Origin of the sequence: Streptomyces sp. NPDC006174 (assembly GCF_040614075.1) — a bacterium.
GTDB lineage: Bacteria > Actinomycetota > Actinomycetes > Streptomycetales > Streptomycetaceae > Streptomyces.
In genome coordinates, this window is record NZ_JBEXTJ010000005.1 from 273,444 (window position 1) to 293,049 (window position 19,606).

The window sequence follows — 19,606 nt, forward strand, 5'->3', positions numbered from 1 at the left end:
GCGGCTCAGTCCACCTCCGCCAGCGCCTCCGCGAACTGGGCCGCGTACAACCGCGCGTACGCACCGCCGGCCGCCAACAGCTCCTCGTGCGTGCCCTGTTCCACGATCGACCCGCTCTCCATCACCAGGATCACGTCCGCGTCCCGGATCGTGGAGAGCCGGTGCGCGATCACGAACGACGTACGTCCATGGGCCAGCCGCGCCATCGCCTTCTGGATCAGCACCTCGGTCCGGGTGTCCACCGAGCTGGTCGCCTCGTCCAGGACCAGGATCACCGGGTCGGAGAGGAACGCCCGCGCGATGGTGATCAGCTGCTTCTCGCCCGCGCTGACTCCGGAACCCTCGTCGTCGATCACCGAGTCGTACCCGTCGGGCAGCGTCCGGATGAAGCGGTCCGCGTGCGCCGCCCGGGCCGCCTCCTCGATCTCTTCCCGGGTGACCTCGCGCGCAGCGCCGTACGCGATGTTCTGCGCTATCGAACCGCCGAACAGCCAGGTGTCCTGGAGCACCATGCCGATCCGCGACCGCAGATCGTCCCGGGACACCGTCGCCACATCGACCCCGTCGAGCGCGATCCGGCCGCCGGTCACCTCGTAGAACCGCATCAGCAGGTTGACCAGCGTGGTCTTGCCCGCGCCGGTCGGGCCGACGATCGCGACCGTCTGACCCGGCTCAACGCTCAGCGACAGATCCTCGATGAGCGGCTTGTCCGCCTCGTAGCGGAAGGACACCTTCTCCAGCGAGACCCGTCCCGTCAGCTCCTTCGGAAGCTCACCGCGCTCCGGGTCCGCGTCCTGCTCCTCCGCGTCCAGCAGCTCGAAGACCCGCTCGGCCGACGCGATGCCGGACTGCACCAGGTTCGCCATCGAGGCGACCTGCGTCAGCGGCATCGAGAACTGCCGGGAGTACTGGATGAACGCCTGCACGTCACCGATCGACAGCGTGCCCGAGGCGACCCGCAGACCACCGACGACGGCCACCAGCACATAGTTGAGGTTCGAGATGAACATCATCAGCGGCTGCATGATCCCGCTGGCGAACTGCGCCTTGAATCCGGCCTCGTACAGCGCGTCGTTCTGCTCGGCGAAGTCCCGTGCCGACTCCTCCTGCCGCCCGAACACCTTCACCAGCGTGTGGCCGGTGTACATCTCCTCGATATGGGCGTTGAGCTTCCCCGTCACCCGCCACTGCTGCACGAACTGCGGCTGCGACCGCTTGCCGACCCGCGTCGCCACGACCACCGACAGCGGGATCGTCACCAGCGCGACCAGCGCCAGCAGCGGCGAGATCCAGACCATCATGATCAGTACGCCGACGATGGTCAGCAGTGAGTTGACCAGCTGGCCCATCGTCTGCTGGAGCGTCTGCGAGATGTTGTCGATGTCGTTGGTCGCCCGGCTGAGCACCTCACCGCGCTTGGCCCGGTCGAAGTACGACAGCGGCAGCCGCGCCAGCTTCGTCTGGAGGTCCTCCCGAAGCTGGAAGACGATCCGGTTGATCACCCGGATCGACAGCCGCGTCGAGACCAGCATCAGCAGCCCGGCGGCGACGTAGATCACCAGCACCGCCAGCAGCACACCGCCCACCGCGCCGAAGTCGATCCCCACGCCCGGTGTGAAGTCCACCCCGGTGAGCATGTCGGCCATCGAGCCGCTGCCCTCCGCGCGCAGCCCCTCGATCGCCTCCGCCTTGGTGGTGCCCTCCCGCATCTGCCGGCCGACGACCCCCGCGAAGATCAGGTCGGTCGCCTTCCCGAGGATCTTCGGCCCGGCCACCGACAGCGCCACGCTGACGGTCACCGCGCCCAGCATCAGATACAGCGACGCCTTCTCCTGGCCGAACCGCTTCAGCAGCCGCTTGCTCGACCCCTTGAAGTCCATCGACCGCTCGGTGGGCGCGCCCCCGGCCATCATCCGTCCGCCCGGACCGGCCATTACGCGGCCTCCGCTTCCGTCAGCTGGGAGAGCACGATCTCCCGGTACGTTTCATTGCCGTCCATCAGCTCGTGATGGTTCCCGCTGCCCACGACCCTGCCCTCGTCCAGCACCAGGATCCGGTCGGCGTCGCGGATGGTGGAGACCCGCTGCGCCACGATCACCACCGTCGCTCCGGCCGTCTCGCGGCCCAGCGCGGCCCGCAGCGCGGCGTCGGTCGCGTAGTCCAGCGCCGAGAACGAGTCGTCGAAGAGGTAGATCTCCGGCCGCTGCACCAGTGTCCGCGCGATGGCGAGCCGCTGCCGCTGACCGCCCGACACATTGGTGCCGCCCTGCGCGATCGGCGCCTCCAACCCGTGTTCCAGCGCCGCCACGAACTCCTTGGCCTGCGCCACCTCCAGCGCGTGCCACAGCTCCTCGTCACTCGCCTCCGGATTCCCGTACCGCAGGTTCGTCGCGACCGTCCCGGAGAAGAGGTACGGCTTCTGCGGCACCAGGCTCACCGTCTTCGCCAGCAGCACCGGATCCAGCGTCCGCACGTCCTCGCCGTCGACCAGCACCTCGCCGTCCGTCACATCGAACAGCCGCGGTACGAGACCGAGCAGCGTGGACTTCCCGCTCCCGGTCGACCCGATGATCGCCGTGGTCTCACCGGGCCGGGCCACCAGATCCACGGCCCGCAGCACCGGCTCCTCGGCACCCGGGTACCGGAACTCCGCACCGCGCACCTCCAGATGCCCGTGCCGGCGCAGCTCGGTGACGGGAGAGACGGGCGGAACCACGCTGGAATCCGTACCGAGCACCTCCTCGATGCGCTCGGCGCACACCTCGGCACGCGGCACCATCATGAACATGAAGGTGGCCATCATCACGGCCATCACGATCTGCATCAGATAGGCGAGGAACGCGGTCAGCGCACCGATCTGCATCCCGCCGCTGTCGATGCGGTGCGCGCCGAACCACACCACCGCGACGGACGACAGGTTGACCACCGTCATCACCGTCGGGAACATCAGCGCCATCAGCCGCCCGGTCGCCACCGACACATCGGTCAGCTCGGTGTTGGCGCCGCGGAACCGCTTCTCCTCGTAACGGTCACGGACGAACGCCCGGATCACGCGGTTGCCGGTGATCTGCTCGCGCAGCACCCGGTTCACCGTGTCCAGCCGCTCCTGCATGGTCCGGAACAGCGGCCGCATCTTCGCCACGATGATGCTCACCGAGATCCCGAGCACCGGCACCACCGCCAGCAGCACCGCCGACAGCGGCACGTCCTGGCCGAGCGCCATGATGATGCCGCCGACACACATGATCGGCGCCGACACCATCAGCGTGAACGCCATCAGCACCAGCATCTGGACCTGCTGGACGTCATTGGTGGTCCGGGTGATCAGCGAGGGCGCTCCGAACCGCCCGAGCTCCCGGGCCGAGAACGACTGCACCCGGTCGAAGACCGCCGCCCGCACGTCCCGCCCGAGCGCCGACGCGGTCCGGGCCCCGTAGTAGACGGCGCCGACATTGCAGAGCACCTGGAGCACGCTGACGGCGATCATGAGGCCGCCGAACTCCAGGATGTAGCCGGTATCGCCCTTCACGACACCGTTGTCGATGATGTCGGCGTTGAGGCTGGGCAGATACAGGGTGGCGCAGGTCTGGAGCAGCTGGAGGAGGACCAGCAGCGCGATGGGTTTCTTGTACGGGCCCAGCTGGGCCCGCAGGAGTTTTATGAGCACGCGTGTCTCTCGGAGTCGGCGGAGGAAAGAGGCCGACCAAGTTTCGCGTACGCCGTACTCCAGCGGCGAACCCTTTTCCCCAAACTCCGGTCAAGGCTGGAGCGCGCCAAGCCTCTTACGGGGTTCCGCCGAAGACGCCGCTTTACGCGGTCCCGCTGAAGGAACTCCTACGGCGTCCCGCCGAAGGCGCCCGGGTGGATCTGGTCCCGGGTCGCTCCGTACTGCTGGCGCACCGCCCGTCCGACCGCCAGCTCCTCGCCCGGGTCCAGCACCTGCGCGGCCGCGCCCTGCCAGGCCGGCGGAGTGCGCGGGTCGAGGCGGCCCTGCGAGACACCGAGCGCCCACGCCGCCTGCCGGGCCGCGCCGAGCGCCGCGTACTGGGCGGGCTGCGGTACGACGACCTGCGTGCCGAACACCGCCGGAGTCAGCGCCTGTACGGCGGGCAGTTCGGCGGCGGCACCGAGCAGGAACACCCGCCGCACCTCCACGCCCCGCCCGCGCAGCACGTCCAGCGCGTCGGCCAGCGAGCAGAGCATTCCTTCGAACGAGGCCCGCGCCAGGTGCTCCGGCTTCATCGACTCGCGCCGCAGGCCGCTGAGGGTGCCGGCGGTGTGCGGGAGCTGCGGAGTGCGCTCGCCTTCCAGGTACGGCAGCAGCACCAGACCGGAGGCGCCGGGCGTCGACTTCAGAGCGAGGTCCGAGAGCTCCTCCAACCCGTCCACGCCGAGCATCTCGGCGGTCCCGCGCAACGTGCGTACGGCGTTGGAGACGTGCACCACCGGCAGATGCATCCCGGTGGCGTCGGCGAACGAGGTGATCATGCCGTGCGGGTCGGCGAGCGCCTCGTGGTGCACCGCCATCACGGAGCCGGAGGCCCCGAGCGACACCACCGCGTCGCCGACCGCGACCCCGAGCCCGAAGGCGGCGGCCATCGTCTCGCCGGTCCCGGCGGAGATCAGGAGCCCCTCGGGCGTCATGCCGGCGGAGTCGGCGGGCCCGAGCACCTCGGGCAGCGCGGCCGTGTGGCCGAGGGCCAGCTCGACGAGGTCGGGCCGGTAGGCGGCGGACCCGGCCGACCAGTAACCGGTCCCCGAGGCGGCGCCCCGGTCCGTGGTCCGCCGGGCGGGCCGGCCGAGCAACTGCCACACGAGCCAGTCGTGCGGCTGGAGCACGGCGGCGACCCGCTGGGCGTTCTCCGGCTCGGTCCGGGCCAGCCACCGCAGCTTCGCCACGGGCTGCGCGGCCTGCGGCACGGCCCCGACCGCCTCGGCCCAGGCCTGCCGCCCGCCGAGCGCGTCCACGAGATCGGCCGCGGCCACCTGCGCCCGCCGGTCGTTGCCGAGCAGCGCGGGACGCACGAGGTTGCCCTGCCGGTCCAGCGGGACGAGCCCGTGCTGCTGGGCCGAGACGCCGATGGCCTGCACGCCTTCGAGCAGCCCGCCGGAGGCCGCCTCACCGAGCGAGAGCAGCCAGGCCTGCGGATCGACCTCGGTGGCCTTGGCCTCGACCGGATGGGCGGCGTACCCCTCCCGGAGCACGGCGCCCGAGTCCGTGTCGCAGACGACGATGTGAGTGAAGGCGGAAGAACTGTCCAGCCCCGCGACTATGCCCATACGCAGATTCTGCCGCACCGCGGGACTTCCCCGTAACAGCCGCCTCACGTGATACGGACTACGTAGGGCCGGTCAGGTGTTGGTCGTCCCCCAGTCGTCCTCGGCGCCGCCGTTCTGGCTGCTGCGCTCCTTCAGCGACCGGACGCGCTCGGCGACGGAGGCGGGCACCTTGTCCCCGACCTTGTCACTGACCGAGTGGTACGCCTTGTCGGCGATGTCCCGTCCGCTGTGCGCGGCACTCTCGGCGGCGTTGCGCACGGCGGGGTTCTCCGTGAACTGCCGGGCCGACTTCTTCAGCTGCTCGTAACGCTCGCGCCCGGCTCGCGTGCCGAGCACGTAACCGAGGGCCACTCCGGCGATGAACGTGAGCCGGTACCGCATGGCTGCCACCCTTCCTACGCTTGGTGCGACGTGTGCAGCCCGCCTACCCGCGAGCACCCGAGATCATCCCGGGCGATACCGATTGGCGGAGCACCCCCCTGCTTGCGCTAATGTATGTGTCGCAGCGAACGCGCGCCGCCCGGCAGCCGCCAGGCAGGTACGATTTCGAAGCAACGCAGCAATCCCCTGTAGCTCAATTGGCAGAGCAGCCGGCTGTTAACCGGCAGGTTACTGGTTCGAGTCCAGTCGGGGGAGCGCGATCCCCTGTAGCTCAATTGGCAGAGCATTCGGCTGTTAACCGGAGGGTTACTGGTTCGAGTCCAGTCGGGGGAGCGGAACGGAAGAGGGCCCTTCGGGGTCCTCTTTCGCGTACCCGGCCGGACCCTTTGTGCGGTCCCGGCGTGACTCTTTCGGGTCTCTTCGATCTTCCCTGCAACCGGGCAGCACGCAGCGCCGTCCTCAAGATCAGGCGAAGTCGGCCATCCGAGGCGAGAGATCGTATGACCGGCTATGCTGCGGCAGACGGTGCGCACACTTGTACGCGCCACGCCGAAACGGGGCGGTAGCTCAGCCGGTTAGAGCAGCGGACTCATAATCCGTCGGCCGTGGGTTCGAGTCCCACCCGCCCCACCCAGTGTCCCCAGGCAGAATCGTTCTGACCTGGGGATACGTATGTCCCGGGATGGTTGTGTGCGGCGAAGGGCGTGTCTGGCCCCAAGCCGACGGCCCCGGACGGTGTCCGGGGCCGTCTCTGATCGTGTGGGTGGCGGCGTTCGCGTTCGGGTGGAACGGTCAGATCAGCGGCTCGTACCGGAGCGAGGGGAAGTAGTCCTGCTTGTCGCCGTCGCGGTGGATGTCCCACGTGGCGCAGTGGAGGGAGCCGCCGTACTCGAAGACGTTGCGGAACGGGATCGGGAAGACCTCGAAGCCGAATGAGGCGAGAAGGTCCTGGAGGGGCTTCTCCTGCTCCTCGCAGATGACCTTGGTCGGCGAGATGCTCAGCACGTTCATCGAGAGCCACTTCGACGACTGGCAGTACATCGGCATCTCGTCGTTGGCCAGAACGGGCTGGGGCACGTCGACCAGCTGCCAGTCGTTCTCGAGGAACATCTTCTCCTCGCCCTCGCGCAGCGGCCGTTCCGGGTTGGTGAGGATCAGGCCGGGGCGCAGCGGTACGAAGGTGCAGTCGATGTGGGACGGGAAGAAGTCCAGCGGGAAGTGCACGGGGTGGACGCGGAAGCCGCGGGGCTCCAGGTGGCGCTTGAGCCAGTGGATGCCGGCCCGGTTGGTGGTCATCGACTCCTGGACCAGGATGTCGCGGCCCAGCCGGCTCATGTCGGCGGCGTCGAAGACCACCTCGTCCTGGTTGACGCAGAATTCGAACGAGTGCATCTTCGCGTGGCGCTCCTCCAGCGGCCACTCCCAGAAGTCCTCGCGGTACATGCCGTCCTTCATCGACGGCTTGGGCGCGGTCGTCCATCCCACCCGCGGGTCGGCGTTCCAGTACTCGTAGACCAGCTTCCGGTAGGGCTGGTACTCGAAGTAGCGGGCCCGGCGCGACATGGTCGCCTCGATGATCTCGTTGCCCATGGTGATCATCACGTCGCGCGGGCAGACGGCGCAGTACTGGTTCTCGACCTCGAAGTCGGGGGTGGTGACCGGGGCGGAGAAGTCGTGCGTCTCGGGGCGGCGTACGGTCACGCCCTGGGATTCCAGGAGCGAGGCGAGACCGGCGAGTTCCTCGTTGGCCAGATCGATGGCCTCCTTGGACTTCGGGCCCGTCGGGAACGGCTGGTCGGGAGCGTTGCGTATCGCGGGCCGGCTGCCTGGCTCAGCCGGTTCGAAGCAGGCGTTGTCGGCGGAGCCGACCACCATTTCCCGGAGGGTGTCCCACTCGTTCCATGAGTTGACGACCGGGGGGAAGTTGTTCGGCATGTGCAGCCACCTATCTCTGCCGGAGCGTTCGATGAGGGAAACGGGTCAGGCCGCGTCGGTCGCGGCGAGCGAGGCGGGCCGGATGTCGGTCCAGTTCTCCTCGATGTGGTCGAGGCAGGTCTGGCGGGTGCTGTCCGACACCACCACGTCCCAGCCGGCCGGGACCTCGGCGAACGCGGGCCACAGGGAGTGCTGACCCTCGTCGTTGACGAGCACGTGGAAGACGCCGTCTTCGTTGTCGAAGGGGTTTGTCATGGTTTCAGTCTTTCTGTTCTCAGAGTTCGTCCCGGGCTGGTTCCGGGCTTCGCGTGGGCCTCAGGTGAGTGCGGTGCCGAGGGCGCGGGCGGTACGGCAGCGGAAGACGGTCTCCACATCGACGGGCCGTCCCAGCTCCGACTCGATCCGGCCCGCCAGGCGCAGGGCCGTCAGGGAGTCGCAGCCGAGCTCGAACACGTCCTCGTCCGCGCTGACGAAGTCGCGTCCCAGCACCTCCGCGATCAGCTCGCACATCATCTGCTGCCCTGGTCCGGCAGGTGGTGCGGGAGTGTGTTCCAGGAACCGGCCCGTCGGGAGGGCCAGCGCTCCGGGCAGCTCGATCAGCAGTTCCCGTAGACGATCGGCCACCTGCTGCCCGAGCGGTGCGTCGAACAGGTCCGGGCGGTAGCTGATCTCCAGCTCCAGCTGCCGGCCGGGTGCGGCCATCAGCTTGAGCGGATAGTGGTAGGCGTCGTGGCCGACGACGTCCGTCAGCCGCAAGCCGTTGTCCGGACCGCTCGGCAGGGTTTCGGCGGTCGGGAAGTTCTCGAAGACGACGCAACTGTCGAACAGGGTCCCCACTCCCACCGTCCGCTGGATGTCGCTCAGCGGGAGGTAGTGGTGATCGAGAAGTTCGGCGTGCTCGCCCTGGAGGCGTTCGAGCAGTTCGGCCACCGGTTCGGCCGGGTCGAGACGCACCCGTACCGGCACCGTGTTGATGAACACCCCCACCATCTCCTCGACGCCCGGGAGTTCGGCCACCCGGCCCGAGACCGTGGCCCCGAACGTGATGTCCAGCCGGCCGGTCCGCCGGTGCAGGCACAGCGCCCACGCGACCCGGACCAGCGTGTTGAGCGTGACACCGTGACGGCGCGAGATGTCGAGCAGCGCGGAGGTGTCCGTCTCGGAGAGGGTGACGACGGTCCGCTCCGGAAGGAAGCGGATCCGTGCGGTGTCCGTGCCGGGGCAGGCCAGCGTGGGGCCCTTCAGCCCGGCCAGCGCCTCCAGCCAGGCCGTACGCGCCTTCTCGCGGTCCTGTTCGGCCAGCCATCGCAGATAGTCGGGATAGTGACCGGGTGCGGGCAGGCCGCTCGCGTCGCCGTGGTCGTAGAGAGCGAGCAGGTCGCGCAGCAGCAGCGAAGTGGTCCAGCCGTCCACCAGCAGGTGGTGCATGGTCAGGATGATCTGCTGCCGGTCCTCGCCCAGGCCGACCAGGGTGCAGCGCATCAGCGGCGGGTCGGCGGGGTCGAAGCGCCGGTGCCGGTCGGCTGTCAGCACCGCCGCCAGCCTGTCGGCCTGATCGCGCGGGTCGAGGCCGGTCAGGTCATGGACGTGCCACGGCATGGCCGTCCGCTCCGGGATCACCTGCACCGGCTCCCCGGACCGCTTCTGCAGGAAGGCCGCCCGCAGCATCGGGTGCCGTTCCAGGAGAGCGTCGCAGGCGGCCCGGAACCGCTCGGTGTGGAGCGGGCCCTGAACCTCCAACGAGATCTGCACGTTGTAGACATCGAGGTCCCGGCTGTCGTACCGGGCGTGGAAGAGCAGCCCCTCCTGGAGCGGCGTCATCGGCAGGGCCTCGACCACGGGCAGGCCGATACGGGCGCCGAGTGCGGCGAGCTCGGTGTCGTGCCGGTCGAGCGGTTCCCCGCCCAGCGACCCGCCCTCCCGTGGCAGGACGGGCGGGATCGTCTGCCGCGGGACGATGGCCTCCGTGCTCGTCCCGTGCTCCACCAGCGCGCGCAGCGCCGCGAACCATAGTCGGCCCAGCTCGGCGATGTCCTGGTCGGACAGGAGCCGCCGGGCCCACAGCCAGTGCGCCACCAGGCGTGGCCCTTCCGGGCCGTCGCTGACCGCCGCGGTCAGTTCGACGAGGTGCGCCATGGCCATACGGGGGTCGGCGCCGAGAGGCAGGACGTCCGACTCGGGAGCCACGCTCCAGTCGGTGGTCCCCGCACCGCCCTGTCTGCCGAGGTAGTTGTACCCGATCTGCGGTGCGGGGCGGGCCGCCAGCTCGGCGGCTGTCTCCTCGTTCAGGTAGCGCAGCAGACCGAAGCCGGTGCCGCGCCGGGGGATGGCCTCGAACTGGGCCGTGACCCGGCGCACGGCCTCGCCGAGGCGGGCTCCGGCCGGATCGTCGTCCGGCGCCCAGTCGCCGATCCTGGCGTCGACACGTACCGGGTACAGCGTGGTCAGCCAGCCGACGGTGCCGGACAGGTCGACGTCCTCCGACGTCTGTTCGCGGCCGTGGCCCTCCACGTCGATCAGTACGGCGGTGCTGTCGCCGTCACCGGGTGAACGGTCACGCCGCCAGGCGGCGACGGCCACGGCCAGAGCGGTGAGCAGCACCTCGTTCGTGTGGGTGCCGAAGACGGCGGGAACGGTCGTGAGCAGAGGAGCGGTCAGCTCGGGCGGGAGGGTGAGGGAGAGTTCACCGGCGGTCGCGTAGACGTCGTGGGACGGCGAGAGCTCCACATCGGCGAGCCGGCCGTCGCCTCTGCTCAAAGTCCGCCGCCAGTGAGGCAGTTCGCTCCTCAGCGCGGGTGCTTCCGCCGCCGCGCGGAGCAGCAGGCTCCACTCCCTCAGCGGGAGCGGTACCGGACCGGCCGACGGGGCGGAGCCCGCTGCCAGTTCCTGCCAGACGCTGTACAGGTCGGTCAGCAGGATGTGCCAGGAGACCGCGTCGACGGCCAGGTGGTGGAGCGTGACGAGCAACCTGCCCTGGGCGCCCTCGCCCGCGTCGAACCAGGTCACCCGCAGCATGGCGCCGGCGCGCGGAGCGAGCGAGTCGGCGTCCTCGCGGGCGCACGCGGCGATCCGGAGACGGACGGCTTCCGGGCCGAGACCCACGACCTCCACCCGGCGTACGGAGTTCCGCGACGTCACCGGGTCCACCGGATCCAGCGTCAGCGCCCCGTCCTCCTGGAGACGCGCGCGCAGCGACTGGTGCCGCTCGGCGAGATGCTGTACGGCCGTGGCCAGCAGGCCGGCGTCGAGTGCGGCCGGCACCCGGAGCAGCGTCGACTGGTGGTACGCGTCGGTCGTTCCGCCCTGCTCCCGCAGCCAGAGCATGATCGGCGTGGCCGGGATCACGTCCGCCGGCCACGTCGCCGTCGGGCCGCCCGCGCCCGGGCCGCCGTCCGCGGTGTCCGCCGCGCCGGCCGGGCTCACCATGAGGAAGGCGGCGAGCGCGCTCGCGGTGCGGTGGGTGAAGATGTGCTTCGGGGTCAGGCGGAAGCCCGCGGAGCGGGCGCGGACGACGAGCTGGATGGCGGTGATGGAGTCGCCGCCGAGAGCGAAGAAGTCGTCCGCCGCCTCGGCGCTGTCCACGCCGAGCACCTGGACGAACAGGTCGACGAGAACGGCCTCGACGCTCTCGTCCCGAGCCTGGTCCAGCCCCTGTCGCCGCCCGGACTCGCGCGTCTCGTCCGGGGCCGGCAGTGCGGCCCGGTCCACCTTGCCGTTCGGGCTCATCGGCAGTGCGGGCAGGGTGACGAACGCGGACGGCACCATGCTCGCGGGCAGCCGCGCACCGATCCGGTCCGCCAGCGTGGCGAGGTCCGCGGACGCGCCGTCCGCCGGTACGACATAGGCCACCAGCCGCTCGGTGCCGCGCCGGTCCTTCCGTACGGCCGCCGCCGCCTGCGCGACGGCGGGATCGGCCGCGACGACGGTCTCCACCTCGCCCAGTTCGATCCGGAAGCCGCGGACCTTGACCTGGTCGTCGGACCGGCCGCGGTAGACCATGACGCCGTCGGGCCGCCAGCACGCGATGTCCCCGGTGCGGTACATCCGGGAACCGGGCGGGCCGAAGGGGTCGGCGACGAAGCGGGTCGCGGAGAGGCCGGGCCGGTTGACGTAGCCGCGGGCGAGTACGTCACCGCCGATGTACAGCTCGGCGGGGATGCCCGCGGGGACGGGACGCAGGAAGCCGTCCAGGAGGTAGACACGGGCGTCGGGGACCGGACGGCCGATCGGCACCGCACCTCCCGGCAGCGGATCGCCCGGCTCCAGGCGGTACTCCATGCATCCCACGGTCGCCTCCGTGGGTCCGTACTCGTTCACGACGGTCACGCCCGGGTGGGCCGCACGCCACTTCTCCAGCGCCTCGCCGTTCAACTGCTCACCGCCCAGGACCAGTTCTCCGGTCGGCGAGTACCAGTCGGACGACGCGGCCAGCACCGGCAGGTGGCTGGGCGTGGCCTTGACGAAGGTGGGCGGCACCGTGGAGTCGTCCGGGGCGTCGAAGTCCTCCAGGTCGACGACGCGCACCAGACCGCCGGAGGTCAGCGGGCCGAAGATGCCGGTGACCGTGAGGTCGAAAGAGGGCGGTGAGTGCACCAGCGCCTGTCCGGCGAGGCCGGGATAGGCGGCGCGGGCGAAGGCGAGGTAGCTGTCGACCGTACGGTGCTCGACGGCGACACCCTTGGGCCGGCCGGTCGATCCCGAGGTGTAGATGACGTACGCGGCGTCCGTGAGCCGCAGCGGCGCGCCGCGTTCGCCGTCCTCCAGGCGGTGCGCGGGCAGCAGCGCCAGCTCCTCCTGGACGGCCGGGTCGGCGAGCGGGACGACCGACGGGTGCGTGATGAGCGCCGGGCGGGTGGTGCCGGCGCAGACGACGACGGACGGGGAGGCGTCGTCGAGCATGAAGGAGACGCGGTCGGCGGGATAGGAGGGATCGATCGGCAGATATCCGGCTCCCGCCTTCAGCGTGCCGAGCAGCGCCACGATCAGGTCCGTACCGCGCGGCAGCGCCACGGCGACGAAGTCGCCGGGCTTCACGCCGCGGGCCAGCAGCAGCCGTGCCAGCCGGTTCGCCGCCGCGTCGAGCCGGAGGTAGCTGAGCGACCGCTCCCCGTCCGCCACGGCCGGGGCGTCGGGTGTGGCGTGCGCCTGGGCCTCGAACCGCTCGGTGAGCGTCGCCGGTACGCGGTCGGGAACCTGCCCGGTCTCCGCTCGCCGGCCTCCCCAGGCGCCGATCACCCGCTCCCGTTCCTCGCGGGTCAGCAGCGGAACGGCGGCGACCGGCGTCGTGGGCCGCTCGGCGAAGGTCTCGAGCAGCAACCTCAGCCGGGAGCCGATCAGTTCGATGCGTTCGGCGTCGAACAGGTCGGTCCGGTAGTTGAGTTCGAGCCGCAGGCTGGGGCCGGGGACGGCGAAGACGCTCAGAGGGTAGTGGGTCGATCCGGTGATCTCCTGCTGTCCGGCAGTTTCGTCGTCCCCTTCCAGCAGACTCACGCGCAGGCCGGCCGGACCGTCCTGCACGGCCTCCCAGTCGAAGGGCGCGTTGCCGAAGCCGGTGGAGGTGTCGAAGAGCGCGCCGTGCCCGGACAGCCGCTGCACCTCGGCCAGGCCCAGGTGGTGGTGCGGGGCGAGTGCGGCCTGTTCGTCCTGGATCCGGGCGAAGAGGGCGGCCATCGAATCCTCGGGCGCGATCCGCACCCGTACCGGGATCGCGTTCATGAGCAGGCCCACGACCGAGTCGACGCCGGGGAGCTGCGGCGGGCGGCCGTGCACGGTCTGGCCGAAGACCACGTCGTCGCGCCCGGTCAGCAGCGAGAGGAGCAGTGACCAGGCGCCTTGTACGACGGTGTTGAGCGTGAGGCCGTGCTCCCGGGCGGTCGCGGTCAGCGCCTTGGTCGCGTCCTTGGACAGCGTCACGAAGGCCAGGCCGGGCATCGCCTCCGCGAAGGGCGCGCCGGGGGCGACGAGTGTCGGTTCGTCCAGACCGTGCAGAGCCTTCCGCCATGCCTGCTCCGCGGCGGGCCGGTCCTGGCGGGAGAGCCACCTGAGGAAGTCCGAGAAGGAGGTGAGCGGGCCAAAGGCGGTGTCGTCGCCTTCGCTCCGGTAGAACGCCAGCAGGTCCTGGAGGACGAGCGGCAGGGACCATCCGTCCAGCAGGATGTGGTGGTACGTCATGACGAAGGCGTGGTGGTCGGGTGCCAGCCGGATCAGCGCGAACCGCATCAGCGGTGGCGCACCCATCTCGAAGCGGCGCAGCCGCTCGTCCTCGAGGAAGGCCAGCAGCCGCTTCCGCCGTCCGGACTCCGACTCCGCCGACAGATCGAGTTCCGTCCACGGCGTCTCCACGACGCGGCGTACCAGCTGCACGGGCTTCCCGTTGGCGCGCAGCCGGAAACCGGCCCGCAGGGCGGCATGGCGGCGGAGCGTGGCGGCGCAGGCGGCGCGCAGCCGCTCCGCCGAGATCTCCCCGGTCAGTTCGAAGCCGGCCTGGATGTTGTAGACGTCCACCGTCTCGGAGTCGTACAGCGCGTGGAAGAGCATGCCCTCCTGCAGCGGCGTGAGGGGCAGTGCCATCTCGATCGGCGACTCGGTCGCTTCGTTCACTGTGAGGTCATCCCCGTGAGCGGTCGGTGGTGGCAGTGATACGGCGGCGGGCGGAGCGGGCTGACGCGGCCGACAGCGCGATGCTGCCGCACGGTTCGCGTGCGGGGACAGGCAGCCGACCGGCAGCTTCCCGCCCTCAGCGCAGCGTCTTTCCGATGGCGTCGAGCGTGGCGGGCGCGCCGGTGAAGAGGTAGTCGTGCCCGCCGGGCAGCAGCCGGAGCGAGAACGCGCCCGCCGCGCAGTCCCGCCAGCGCTCCAACTGCGCCCCGCCGACCAGTGGGTCGTCCGCACCACCGAGGACGTGCAGCGGGCAGTCGACCCGCTCCGGTCCGGCGGCCAGGTAGGTTTCGGTGAGGGCGAGGTCGCGGCGGACGGTGTCCAGCGCGTACCGCAGATACGCCGGGTAGCGTGACAGCTCGGAAGGAATGCCGCCGAAGCCGTTCAGCCAGGCGAGCAGTCCGTCGTCGTCCCGGTCCGACACACGCCGGCGCACCGGGGTGTGCGGCGACCGTGCCGCGGACACCAGCAGTGCGCGCGGCGGGGTCAGGCCGCGCCGCGCGATCCGGACGGCGACCTCATAGCCGAGCAGCGCGCCGAAACTGTGGCCGAAGATCGCGTACGGCAGGTCGAACTCGTCCGCGATGCCGTCGATCACCGCATCGGCCAGCTCCTCCATGGTGTCCGGCAGCGGATCGGTGCTGCGTGCACCCCGGCCCGGCAGCTCCACCGTCGCGAGCTCCACGCCGGAGGGCGGGGCGGGCCGCCACGGGGCGAACGAGGCCGCGCTGCCGCCCGCCTGCGGCAGACAGAACAGCCGCATCCGCGGCTGGGACGTGTGGACCCGGCCCACGATCCAGGGGTGGTCGGCGCGGTGCGGCGGTGCGCTGCGCGAGCCGGACGGGGTCCCTGAGCAGGTGGGTGGTGCGGCGGCAGTCATGCGCGTCCCGCCCCTTCGGTCGGCCGGCGGTCATGAGGGGCGGCAGCCCCTTCCGGCCATCATGGTTCGGCGGCCGGCGGCGGAACCAGGCACGGGACCGGCAACCGGTCTGCCGCCAAGTTGCCCCATGGGTGCCTGGAGAGGTGTTCCGCGGCGCGTCAGACTCCACGAGCGTCAGTCCTGTTCCGTGCCCGAGGGGTGGACCGTAATCCAATGACCACAGTTCCAGGCTCGGTGACCGGCTCGGCCGAATCGACCTTCTTCACGCTGGACAGCGTCACCGAGGACCTCATGGAGGTCGACGCGATGTTCAAGGCCATCCTGAACTGGGACTACGGCCAGCGCGACAGCCGGGTGTGGAACCTCTACGAGAAGAACAAGGTCTCGCAGTGGAACGCCACCACCGACATCGATTGGGACCACGAGATCCACTTCGGGGCGGAGCTGTCGGAGGAGAGCGGCGGGAGACTCGCGTCCTTCGTCGTCGGCGAGGGAAGTCCCGTGCCCCGTGAACTGCTGACGCAGTTCCGCTGGCAGTACCAGTCGTGGATGTGCAGCCAGTTCCTCCACGGCGAGCAGGGTGCGCTGGTGACCACGGCCCGGCTGGTGGAGACGGTGCCGGACATGGACGCCAAGACCTACGCGGCCTCGCAGGTCGCCGACGAGGCGCGGCACGTCGAGGCGTTCGCCCGCTACGTCGACGAGAAGCTGGGCGATTCGTACCCGATCAATCCCGGGCTCAAGACGCTGCTGCACGATCTGCTGTCGGAATCCCGGTGGGACATCGTCTATCTCGGCATGCAGGTGGTCGTGGAGGGGCTGGCGATCACCGCGCTGCGGCTCGCGAGCAGCGGCTTCGGAGACCCGATCATCCGTCAGATCACCAAGATGGTCGCGAGCGACGAGGCCCGGCACATCGCCTTCGGAGTCACCGCGCTCACCGGCATGTACGGGCAGGTGACCTCCGCCGAGCTGCGTGAGCGTGAGGACTTCCTGCTGGAGGCCATCCAGCTGATGTCGCGCCGGTTCATGCTGCGCGAGGTCTGGGAGCGGATGGAACTCGACGTGGAGCAGGGTCTGCTGTTCGCCCGGACGAACCCGATGATGGCCACCTACCGGCAGATGCTGTTCCAGCAGGTCATCCATGTCCTGCGGCAGTTGGACATGCTCTCGGACCGGGTCAAGAGCCTGCTGCTGGCGGAGAACCTGGTGCGTCCCGAGATCATGGCGGTGACGCGCTGACCGCAGGGTTCGTCCACGGTCGCGCCGGCGCCGATGCCACCTCGGGTGACATCGGCGCCGGCGTTTGAGCTTCTCTCGCCTGTCCGTCCTACTTCTTCGCCGCGCGGAAGCCGTTGACGACGGCGATCAGACCGGCGACCAGGACGATCAGCGCCACTCCGGTGTAGACCTCGGGCGTCGTGTTGTCGGTGACGTCCGCCAGGAAGTCCGGGTTGAAGATCTGCCGCTGCTGGATGATCCAGGCCAGCGGCAGCACGAACACCGCCTGGGCGACGGCGTGCAGGACGGCCAGCCGGCTGGTCCAGCCGTGCGTGATCACGCGGACCAGAGCGAGCACGACGAGGCCGGCGAGCCCGATGAGGACCGGCCAGATCCACCCCGACCACAGGTCCGGGTCGAGTACGGCGATCCGCTCGCCGCCGTCGGTCCGGTAGGGCTCGGAGAGCTGCTGCCAGACGGTCAGGCCGAGCAGCAGCGCGTACCAGACCGCCGTCAGGACGGCACCGATGCCGGCCTTCTGGGGCTCGCGGGTCTCGGGCAGGTCGTCGGGCGTCCAGTCGGTGGTACGGATGAGAGTCCCCTTCCGGTGGCCGGCGCGCTCGGCGACGGCGAACAGCACGGTGAGTACGGTGACCATCTGGGCGCCGACCGTGAACACGGTCTCGACGCCGGCGCCCACGGCCGCCCCGAGGCCGTTGTCGTCCACGATCTCCAGCAGCACGAACACGGCGGTGAGCACCGGCAGCACGGTGGTCAGCAGGAAGACCAGCAGCCGGATGTAGGTCGGGTAGAGATCGGGGCCGATCAGGGCGAGCGGCCGGTCGGTGTAGCGCGCGGCGTGCCGGATCGGATCGCCCATCTCGCTCAGCACCTCGCGCTCGACCGTCTCGGGACGGGCCGGGTCGCGCGCTTCGATGGTGTCGGCGATGGTGGTGCGCAGTTCGTCGGCGATGTCGTCGCGCTGATCCGCGGGCAGCCGCCTGACGACCTCGTGCACGTAGCGCTCGGTGAGCGTGTTCGTGCTCATCCATTCTCCTTGGTAAGCCGTGAGATCGAGGCGACGAGGTCCTGCCATTCGCGCACCAGTGAGGTGCGTACCCGGGAGCCCTCGGGACTCACCCGGTAGAACTTCCGTGGCCGGGACTCGTCGGTGTTCCATTCGCTGGTGAGCAGGCCTTGCTTCTCGAGCCGGCGCAGCAAGGGATAGAGGGTGTTGCCGTCGACGGTGACACCCGCGTCGTTGAGTGTCTCCAGCAGTGCGTACCCGTACTGCGGCTTGCGGAGCAGCGCCAGGCAGGCCAGGACGACCGTGCCGCGACGCAGCTCCTGGGCCTGGCCAAGAGCGATCTCTTCTGTAGCCATGCACTGCACTGTACTGTGCGGCACACACTATTGTCACGCGTACGGTTCGCTGAGGACCGATCAGTCCGCCGCGACCGGTGCGTCCTCCTCCGCTCCCGCCGTCAGCGGCCGGGTCGTCGCGTTGAACTCGCCCGCGCAGAGCGCCTTCCAGATGACCCTCCGGCGCGGCTTTCCGCTGGAGGTGACCGAGACACCGCCACGCGGCAGCTCGACCAGGTGGAGTACCGCGTCGCCGAGCCATTCGGAGAGAACCTCGTGGGCGGCCTCCCGCCAGCCGGGCCGCACGCCGCCGAACACCGCCACGCCGGTCGGCACCCCGTCGCGCACCCCGAGCAGGACGGCGACGCGCCGCTCCGGGATGCCCCGGTGGTGCAGCAGGGCCTCCAGGCTCTCGGCGAAGACCATCTTCCCGTTCACCTTCAGCCCGTCGCCGAGCCGGCCGATCACGAAGAGCTGCCCGTCCCGCAGGAAGCCCGCGTCACCGGTGGCCAGGCCCGCGCCGTCGACGCTGGTACCGGAGGCGGACCCGGTGGTGCCGATGTACCCGCTCGCGATCGAGACCCCGGTGACGACGATCTCGCCGACCCGTCCGTCCGGCAGCTCCTCACCGTCCTCGGACAGGATCCGCACCGTCCTGCCCTCCAGCGGACGGCCGCAGCCGACCACCGCCGCTCCGGCGAGGGACGCCGCGTCACCGGCGTCCGGTGCCTGCGCCGACCAGCCCTCGCCAGGGGCCAGACCGGTCACCGCCAGGGTCGCCTCGGCGCTGCCGTACGCGGGGAGCAGCGCGCCGCGGTCGAGCCCGTGCGGCCCCAGCAGCGCGTGGAAGTCCTCCAGTACCTGCCGGTCGACCCGCTCCGCGCCGATGATCACGCACCGGACCGAGTCGAAGCGCAGCTCCCGCAGGTCGTCCGGTCTCACCCGGCGCAGGATGTACGCCAGTCCGAAGTTGGGCATGGCCGTCATGACGGCGCCCTGGTCGCTGATGCAGCGCAGATACCGCAGCGGAGAGCGGATGAAGTCGTCCGGCTGCATCATCCAGCCGTCGAAGCCGGTGACGACGACGTTCAGCAGGAACCCGACGAGACCCATGTCGTGGTGGACCGGCAGCCAGCTGATCGCCGGGTACTGGGGCGCGCAGCCCAGCCACTGCCCCATGCCGGCGAGGTTGGTCCGCAGCGCGTCGGCGGAGATCAGCACGCCGCGCGAGAAGCCGCTGGACCCGGAGGTGAACTGGATCAGCGCGGTCTCCGGCAGCGGCATCGGCCGCTCCAGCGGCTCCGCCCCGGCCACGAGTTCGTCGAAGGCGACCGGCTCCTGGAGCCCCAGCCCGCTCGCGACCTTACGGATCTGCTCCAGCGACTCGTCGTCGCAGACGGTGAACCGGGGCGCGGCCGTCGCGAACAGATGGCTCGCGTGCTTCTCGTACTCGTCGGCACGCTGGAAGGCGAAGGGCGGAGGGATGGAGCACGGCGTCGCACCGGCCGCCAGCGCGCCGAAGAACCCGGCGACGAAGCCCGGGCTGGAGCGCAGCACCAGGCCGACGACGTCACCCTGCCCGACCCCTCCCGCACGCAGGGCGGCGGCGGTTCTCAGCACCAGCGCGGCCAGATCACGGTAGGACCAGAACTCCCATCCGTCGGCGGAATCCGCGTAGTACAGGCCGCGCTCGGTGGACGGCTGGTCCAGCCAATCGAGCAGGCCTCGGTCCTGGTCTCCCAACGTCCCTGTCCTCTCCGGTGGTTCGTGGCACGTCCGGCACACGCGAGGCGTGGCGCCGTGCCCGGTCCGCCGCAGCATCACCCGCGTCCCGAAGGAGAACCAGGCAAGCGGCCGGTAACTCGCCCCGGACCGGGCGGCATTTCGAAC

Annotated in this window: 12 protein-coding genes and 3 tRNA genes; 4 read left to right on the forward strand and 11 right to left on the reverse strand. The window is 70.3% G+C overall.

The features are described 5' to 3' along the window. Positions 1 to 5: 5 nt before the first annotated feature. The 4 genes from ABZ267_RS13530 to ABZ267_RS13545 all read right to left on the reverse strand — a co-directional run bounded on the left by ABZ267_RS13530 (position 6) and on the right by ABZ267_RS13545 (position 5,661). A complete protein-coding gene (locus ABZ267_RS13530) occupies positions 6 to 1,934 on the reverse strand; it encodes an ABC transporter ATP-binding protein (protein WP_356752155.1) in 1,929 nt (642 codons plus the stop codon). Continuing rightward, positions 1,934 to 3,667 carry an ABC transporter ATP-binding protein gene (locus tag ABZ267_RS13535; protein WP_356752157.1) on the reverse strand — a complete coding sequence of 578 codons (1,734 nt, stop codon included), beginning with the start codon at positions 3,665 to 3,667 and terminating at the stop codon, positions 1,934 to 1,936. The genes ABZ267_RS13530 and ABZ267_RS13535 overlap by 1 nt, the downstream gene beginning before the upstream one ends. A 167-nt stretch (positions 3,668 to 3,834) precedes the next feature. Then, positions 3,835 to 5,280: an FGGY family carbohydrate kinase gene (locus tag ABZ267_RS13540; protein ID WP_356752159.1), complete on the reverse strand. Its 1,446-nt coding sequence runs from the start codon at positions 5,278 to 5,280 to the stop codon at positions 3,835 to 3,837. 72 nt (positions 5,281 to 5,352) lie between these two features. Continuing rightward, the gene (locus ABZ267_RS13545) at positions 5,353 to 5,661 is read right to left on the reverse strand and encodes a YtxH domain-containing protein (RefSeq protein ID WP_356752368.1); all 309 of its coding nucleotides are present in this window, start codon (positions 5,659 to 5,661) and stop codon (positions 5,353 to 5,355) included. 182 nt (positions 5,662 to 5,843) lie between these two features. Here ABZ267_RS13545 and ABZ267_RS13550 point away from each other — a divergent pair. From ABZ267_RS13550 to ABZ267_RS13560, 3 genes are all read left to right on the forward strand, one after another. Further along, positions 5,844 to 5,916 (forward strand) — tRNA-Asn (locus ABZ267_RS13550). 5 nt (positions 5,917 to 5,921) lie between these two features. Then, positions 5,922 to 5,994: transfer RNA gene (locus ABZ267_RS13555), tRNA-Asn, on the forward strand. A gap of 223 nt (positions 5,995 to 6,217) precedes the next feature. After that, positions 6,218 to 6,291, forward strand: a tRNA-Ile gene (locus tag ABZ267_RS13560). A gap of 162 nt (positions 6,292 to 6,453) precedes the next feature. On the opposite strand, the gene ABZ267_RS13565 is transcribed toward ABZ267_RS13560, so the two are convergent. The 4 genes from ABZ267_RS13565 to ABZ267_RS13580 all read right to left on the reverse strand — a co-directional run bounded on the left by ABZ267_RS13565 (position 6,454) and on the right by ABZ267_RS13580 (position 15,133). Beyond that, positions 6,454 to 7,596, reverse strand: coding sequence for a glycine amidinotransferase (locus ABZ267_RS13565; protein WP_356752161.1), 1,143 nt, complete (start codon positions 7,594 to 7,596; stop codon positions 6,454 to 6,456). Between the two features lie 45 nt (positions 7,597 to 7,641). Further along, complete coding sequence (locus ABZ267_RS13570; RefSeq protein WP_356752162.1) at positions 7,642 to 7,851, reverse strand: MbtH family protein; 210 nt, start codon at positions 7,849 to 7,851, stop codon at positions 7,642 to 7,644. A 60-nt stretch (positions 7,852 to 7,911) separates the two neighbouring features. After that, positions 7,912 to 14,196 carry an amino acid adenylation domain-containing protein gene (locus tag ABZ267_RS13575; RefSeq protein WP_356752164.1) on the reverse strand — a complete coding sequence of 2,095 codons (6,285 nt, stop codon included), beginning with the start codon at positions 14,194 to 14,196 and terminating at the stop codon, positions 7,912 to 7,914. 136 nt (positions 14,197 to 14,332) lie between these two features. After that, positions 14,333 to 15,133, reverse strand: coding sequence for an alpha/beta fold hydrolase (locus ABZ267_RS13580; RefSeq protein ID WP_356752166.1), 801 nt, complete (start codon positions 15,131 to 15,133; stop codon positions 14,333 to 14,335). A 213-nt stretch (positions 15,134 to 15,346) separates the two neighbouring features. Between ABZ267_RS13580 and ABZ267_RS13585 the strand changes: the two genes are divergently transcribed. Then, positions 15,347 to 16,375: a diiron oxygenase gene (locus tag ABZ267_RS13585; protein ID WP_356752168.1), complete on the forward strand. Its 1,029-nt coding sequence runs from the start codon at positions 15,347 to 15,349 to the stop codon at positions 16,373 to 16,375. Positions 16,376 to 16,463: 88 nt separating this feature from the next. Here ABZ267_RS13585 and ABZ267_RS13590 read toward each other — a convergent pair whose 3' ends face one another. From ABZ267_RS13590 to ABZ267_RS13600, 3 genes are read right to left on the reverse strand one after another with little or no spacing between them, the layout of a single operon-like run. Next, positions 16,464 to 17,402, reverse strand: a complete 939-nt coding sequence (locus ABZ267_RS13590; protein WP_356752169.1) for a hypothetical protein — start codon at positions 17,400 to 17,402, stop codon at positions 16,464 to 16,466. Further along, on the reverse strand, positions 17,399 to 17,737 hold the full coding sequence (locus tag ABZ267_RS13595; protein WP_018961692.1) for a PadR family transcriptional regulator: 339 nt from the start codon (positions 17,735 to 17,737) through the stop codon (positions 17,399 to 17,401). Before ABZ267_RS13595 ends, ABZ267_RS13590 begins: the two co-directional genes overlap by 4 nt. 60 nt (positions 17,738 to 17,797) lie before the next feature. Next, a complete protein-coding gene (locus ABZ267_RS13600) occupies positions 17,798 to 19,459 on the reverse strand; it encodes an AMP-binding protein (protein WP_356752171.1) in 1,662 nt (553 codons plus the stop codon). Positions 19,460 to 19,606: the final 147 nt, after the last annotated feature.

Coding starts and splice junctions, on each gene's coding strand:
- ABZ267_RS13545 (WP_356752368.1), bottom strand. CDS start 5,661: ATGCGGTACCGGCTCACGTTCATCGCCGGAGTGGCCCTCGGTTACGTG.
- ABZ267_RS13570 (WP_356752162.1), bottom strand. CDS start 7,851: ATGACAAACCCCTTCGACAACGAAGACGGCGTCTTCCACGTGCTCGTC.
- ABZ267_RS13530 (WP_356752155.1), bottom strand. CDS start 1,934: ATGGCCGGTCCGGGCGGACGGATGATGGCCGGGGGCGCGCCCACCGAG.
- ABZ267_RS13590 (WP_356752169.1), bottom strand. CDS start 17,402: ATGAGCACGAACACGCTCACCGAGCGCTACGTGCACGAGGTCGTCAGG.
- ABZ267_RS13585 (WP_356752168.1), top strand. CDS start 15,347: ATGACCACAGTTCCAGGCTCGGTGACCGGCTCGGCCGAATCGACCTTC.
- ABZ267_RS13540 (WP_356752159.1), bottom strand. CDS start 5,280: ATGGGCATAGTCGCGGGGCTGGACAGTTCTTCCGCCTTCACTCACATC.
- ABZ267_RS13595 (WP_018961692.1), bottom strand. CDS start 17,737: ATGGCTACAGAAGAGATCGCTCTTGGCCAGGCCCAGGAGCTGCGTCGC.
- ABZ267_RS13580 (WP_356752166.1), bottom strand. CDS start 15,133: ATGACTGCCGCCGCACCACCCACCTGCTCAGGGACCCCGTCCGGCTCG.
- ABZ267_RS13565 (WP_356752161.1), bottom strand. CDS start 7,596: ATGCCGAACAACTTCCCCCCGGTCGTCAACTCATGGAACGAGTGGGAC.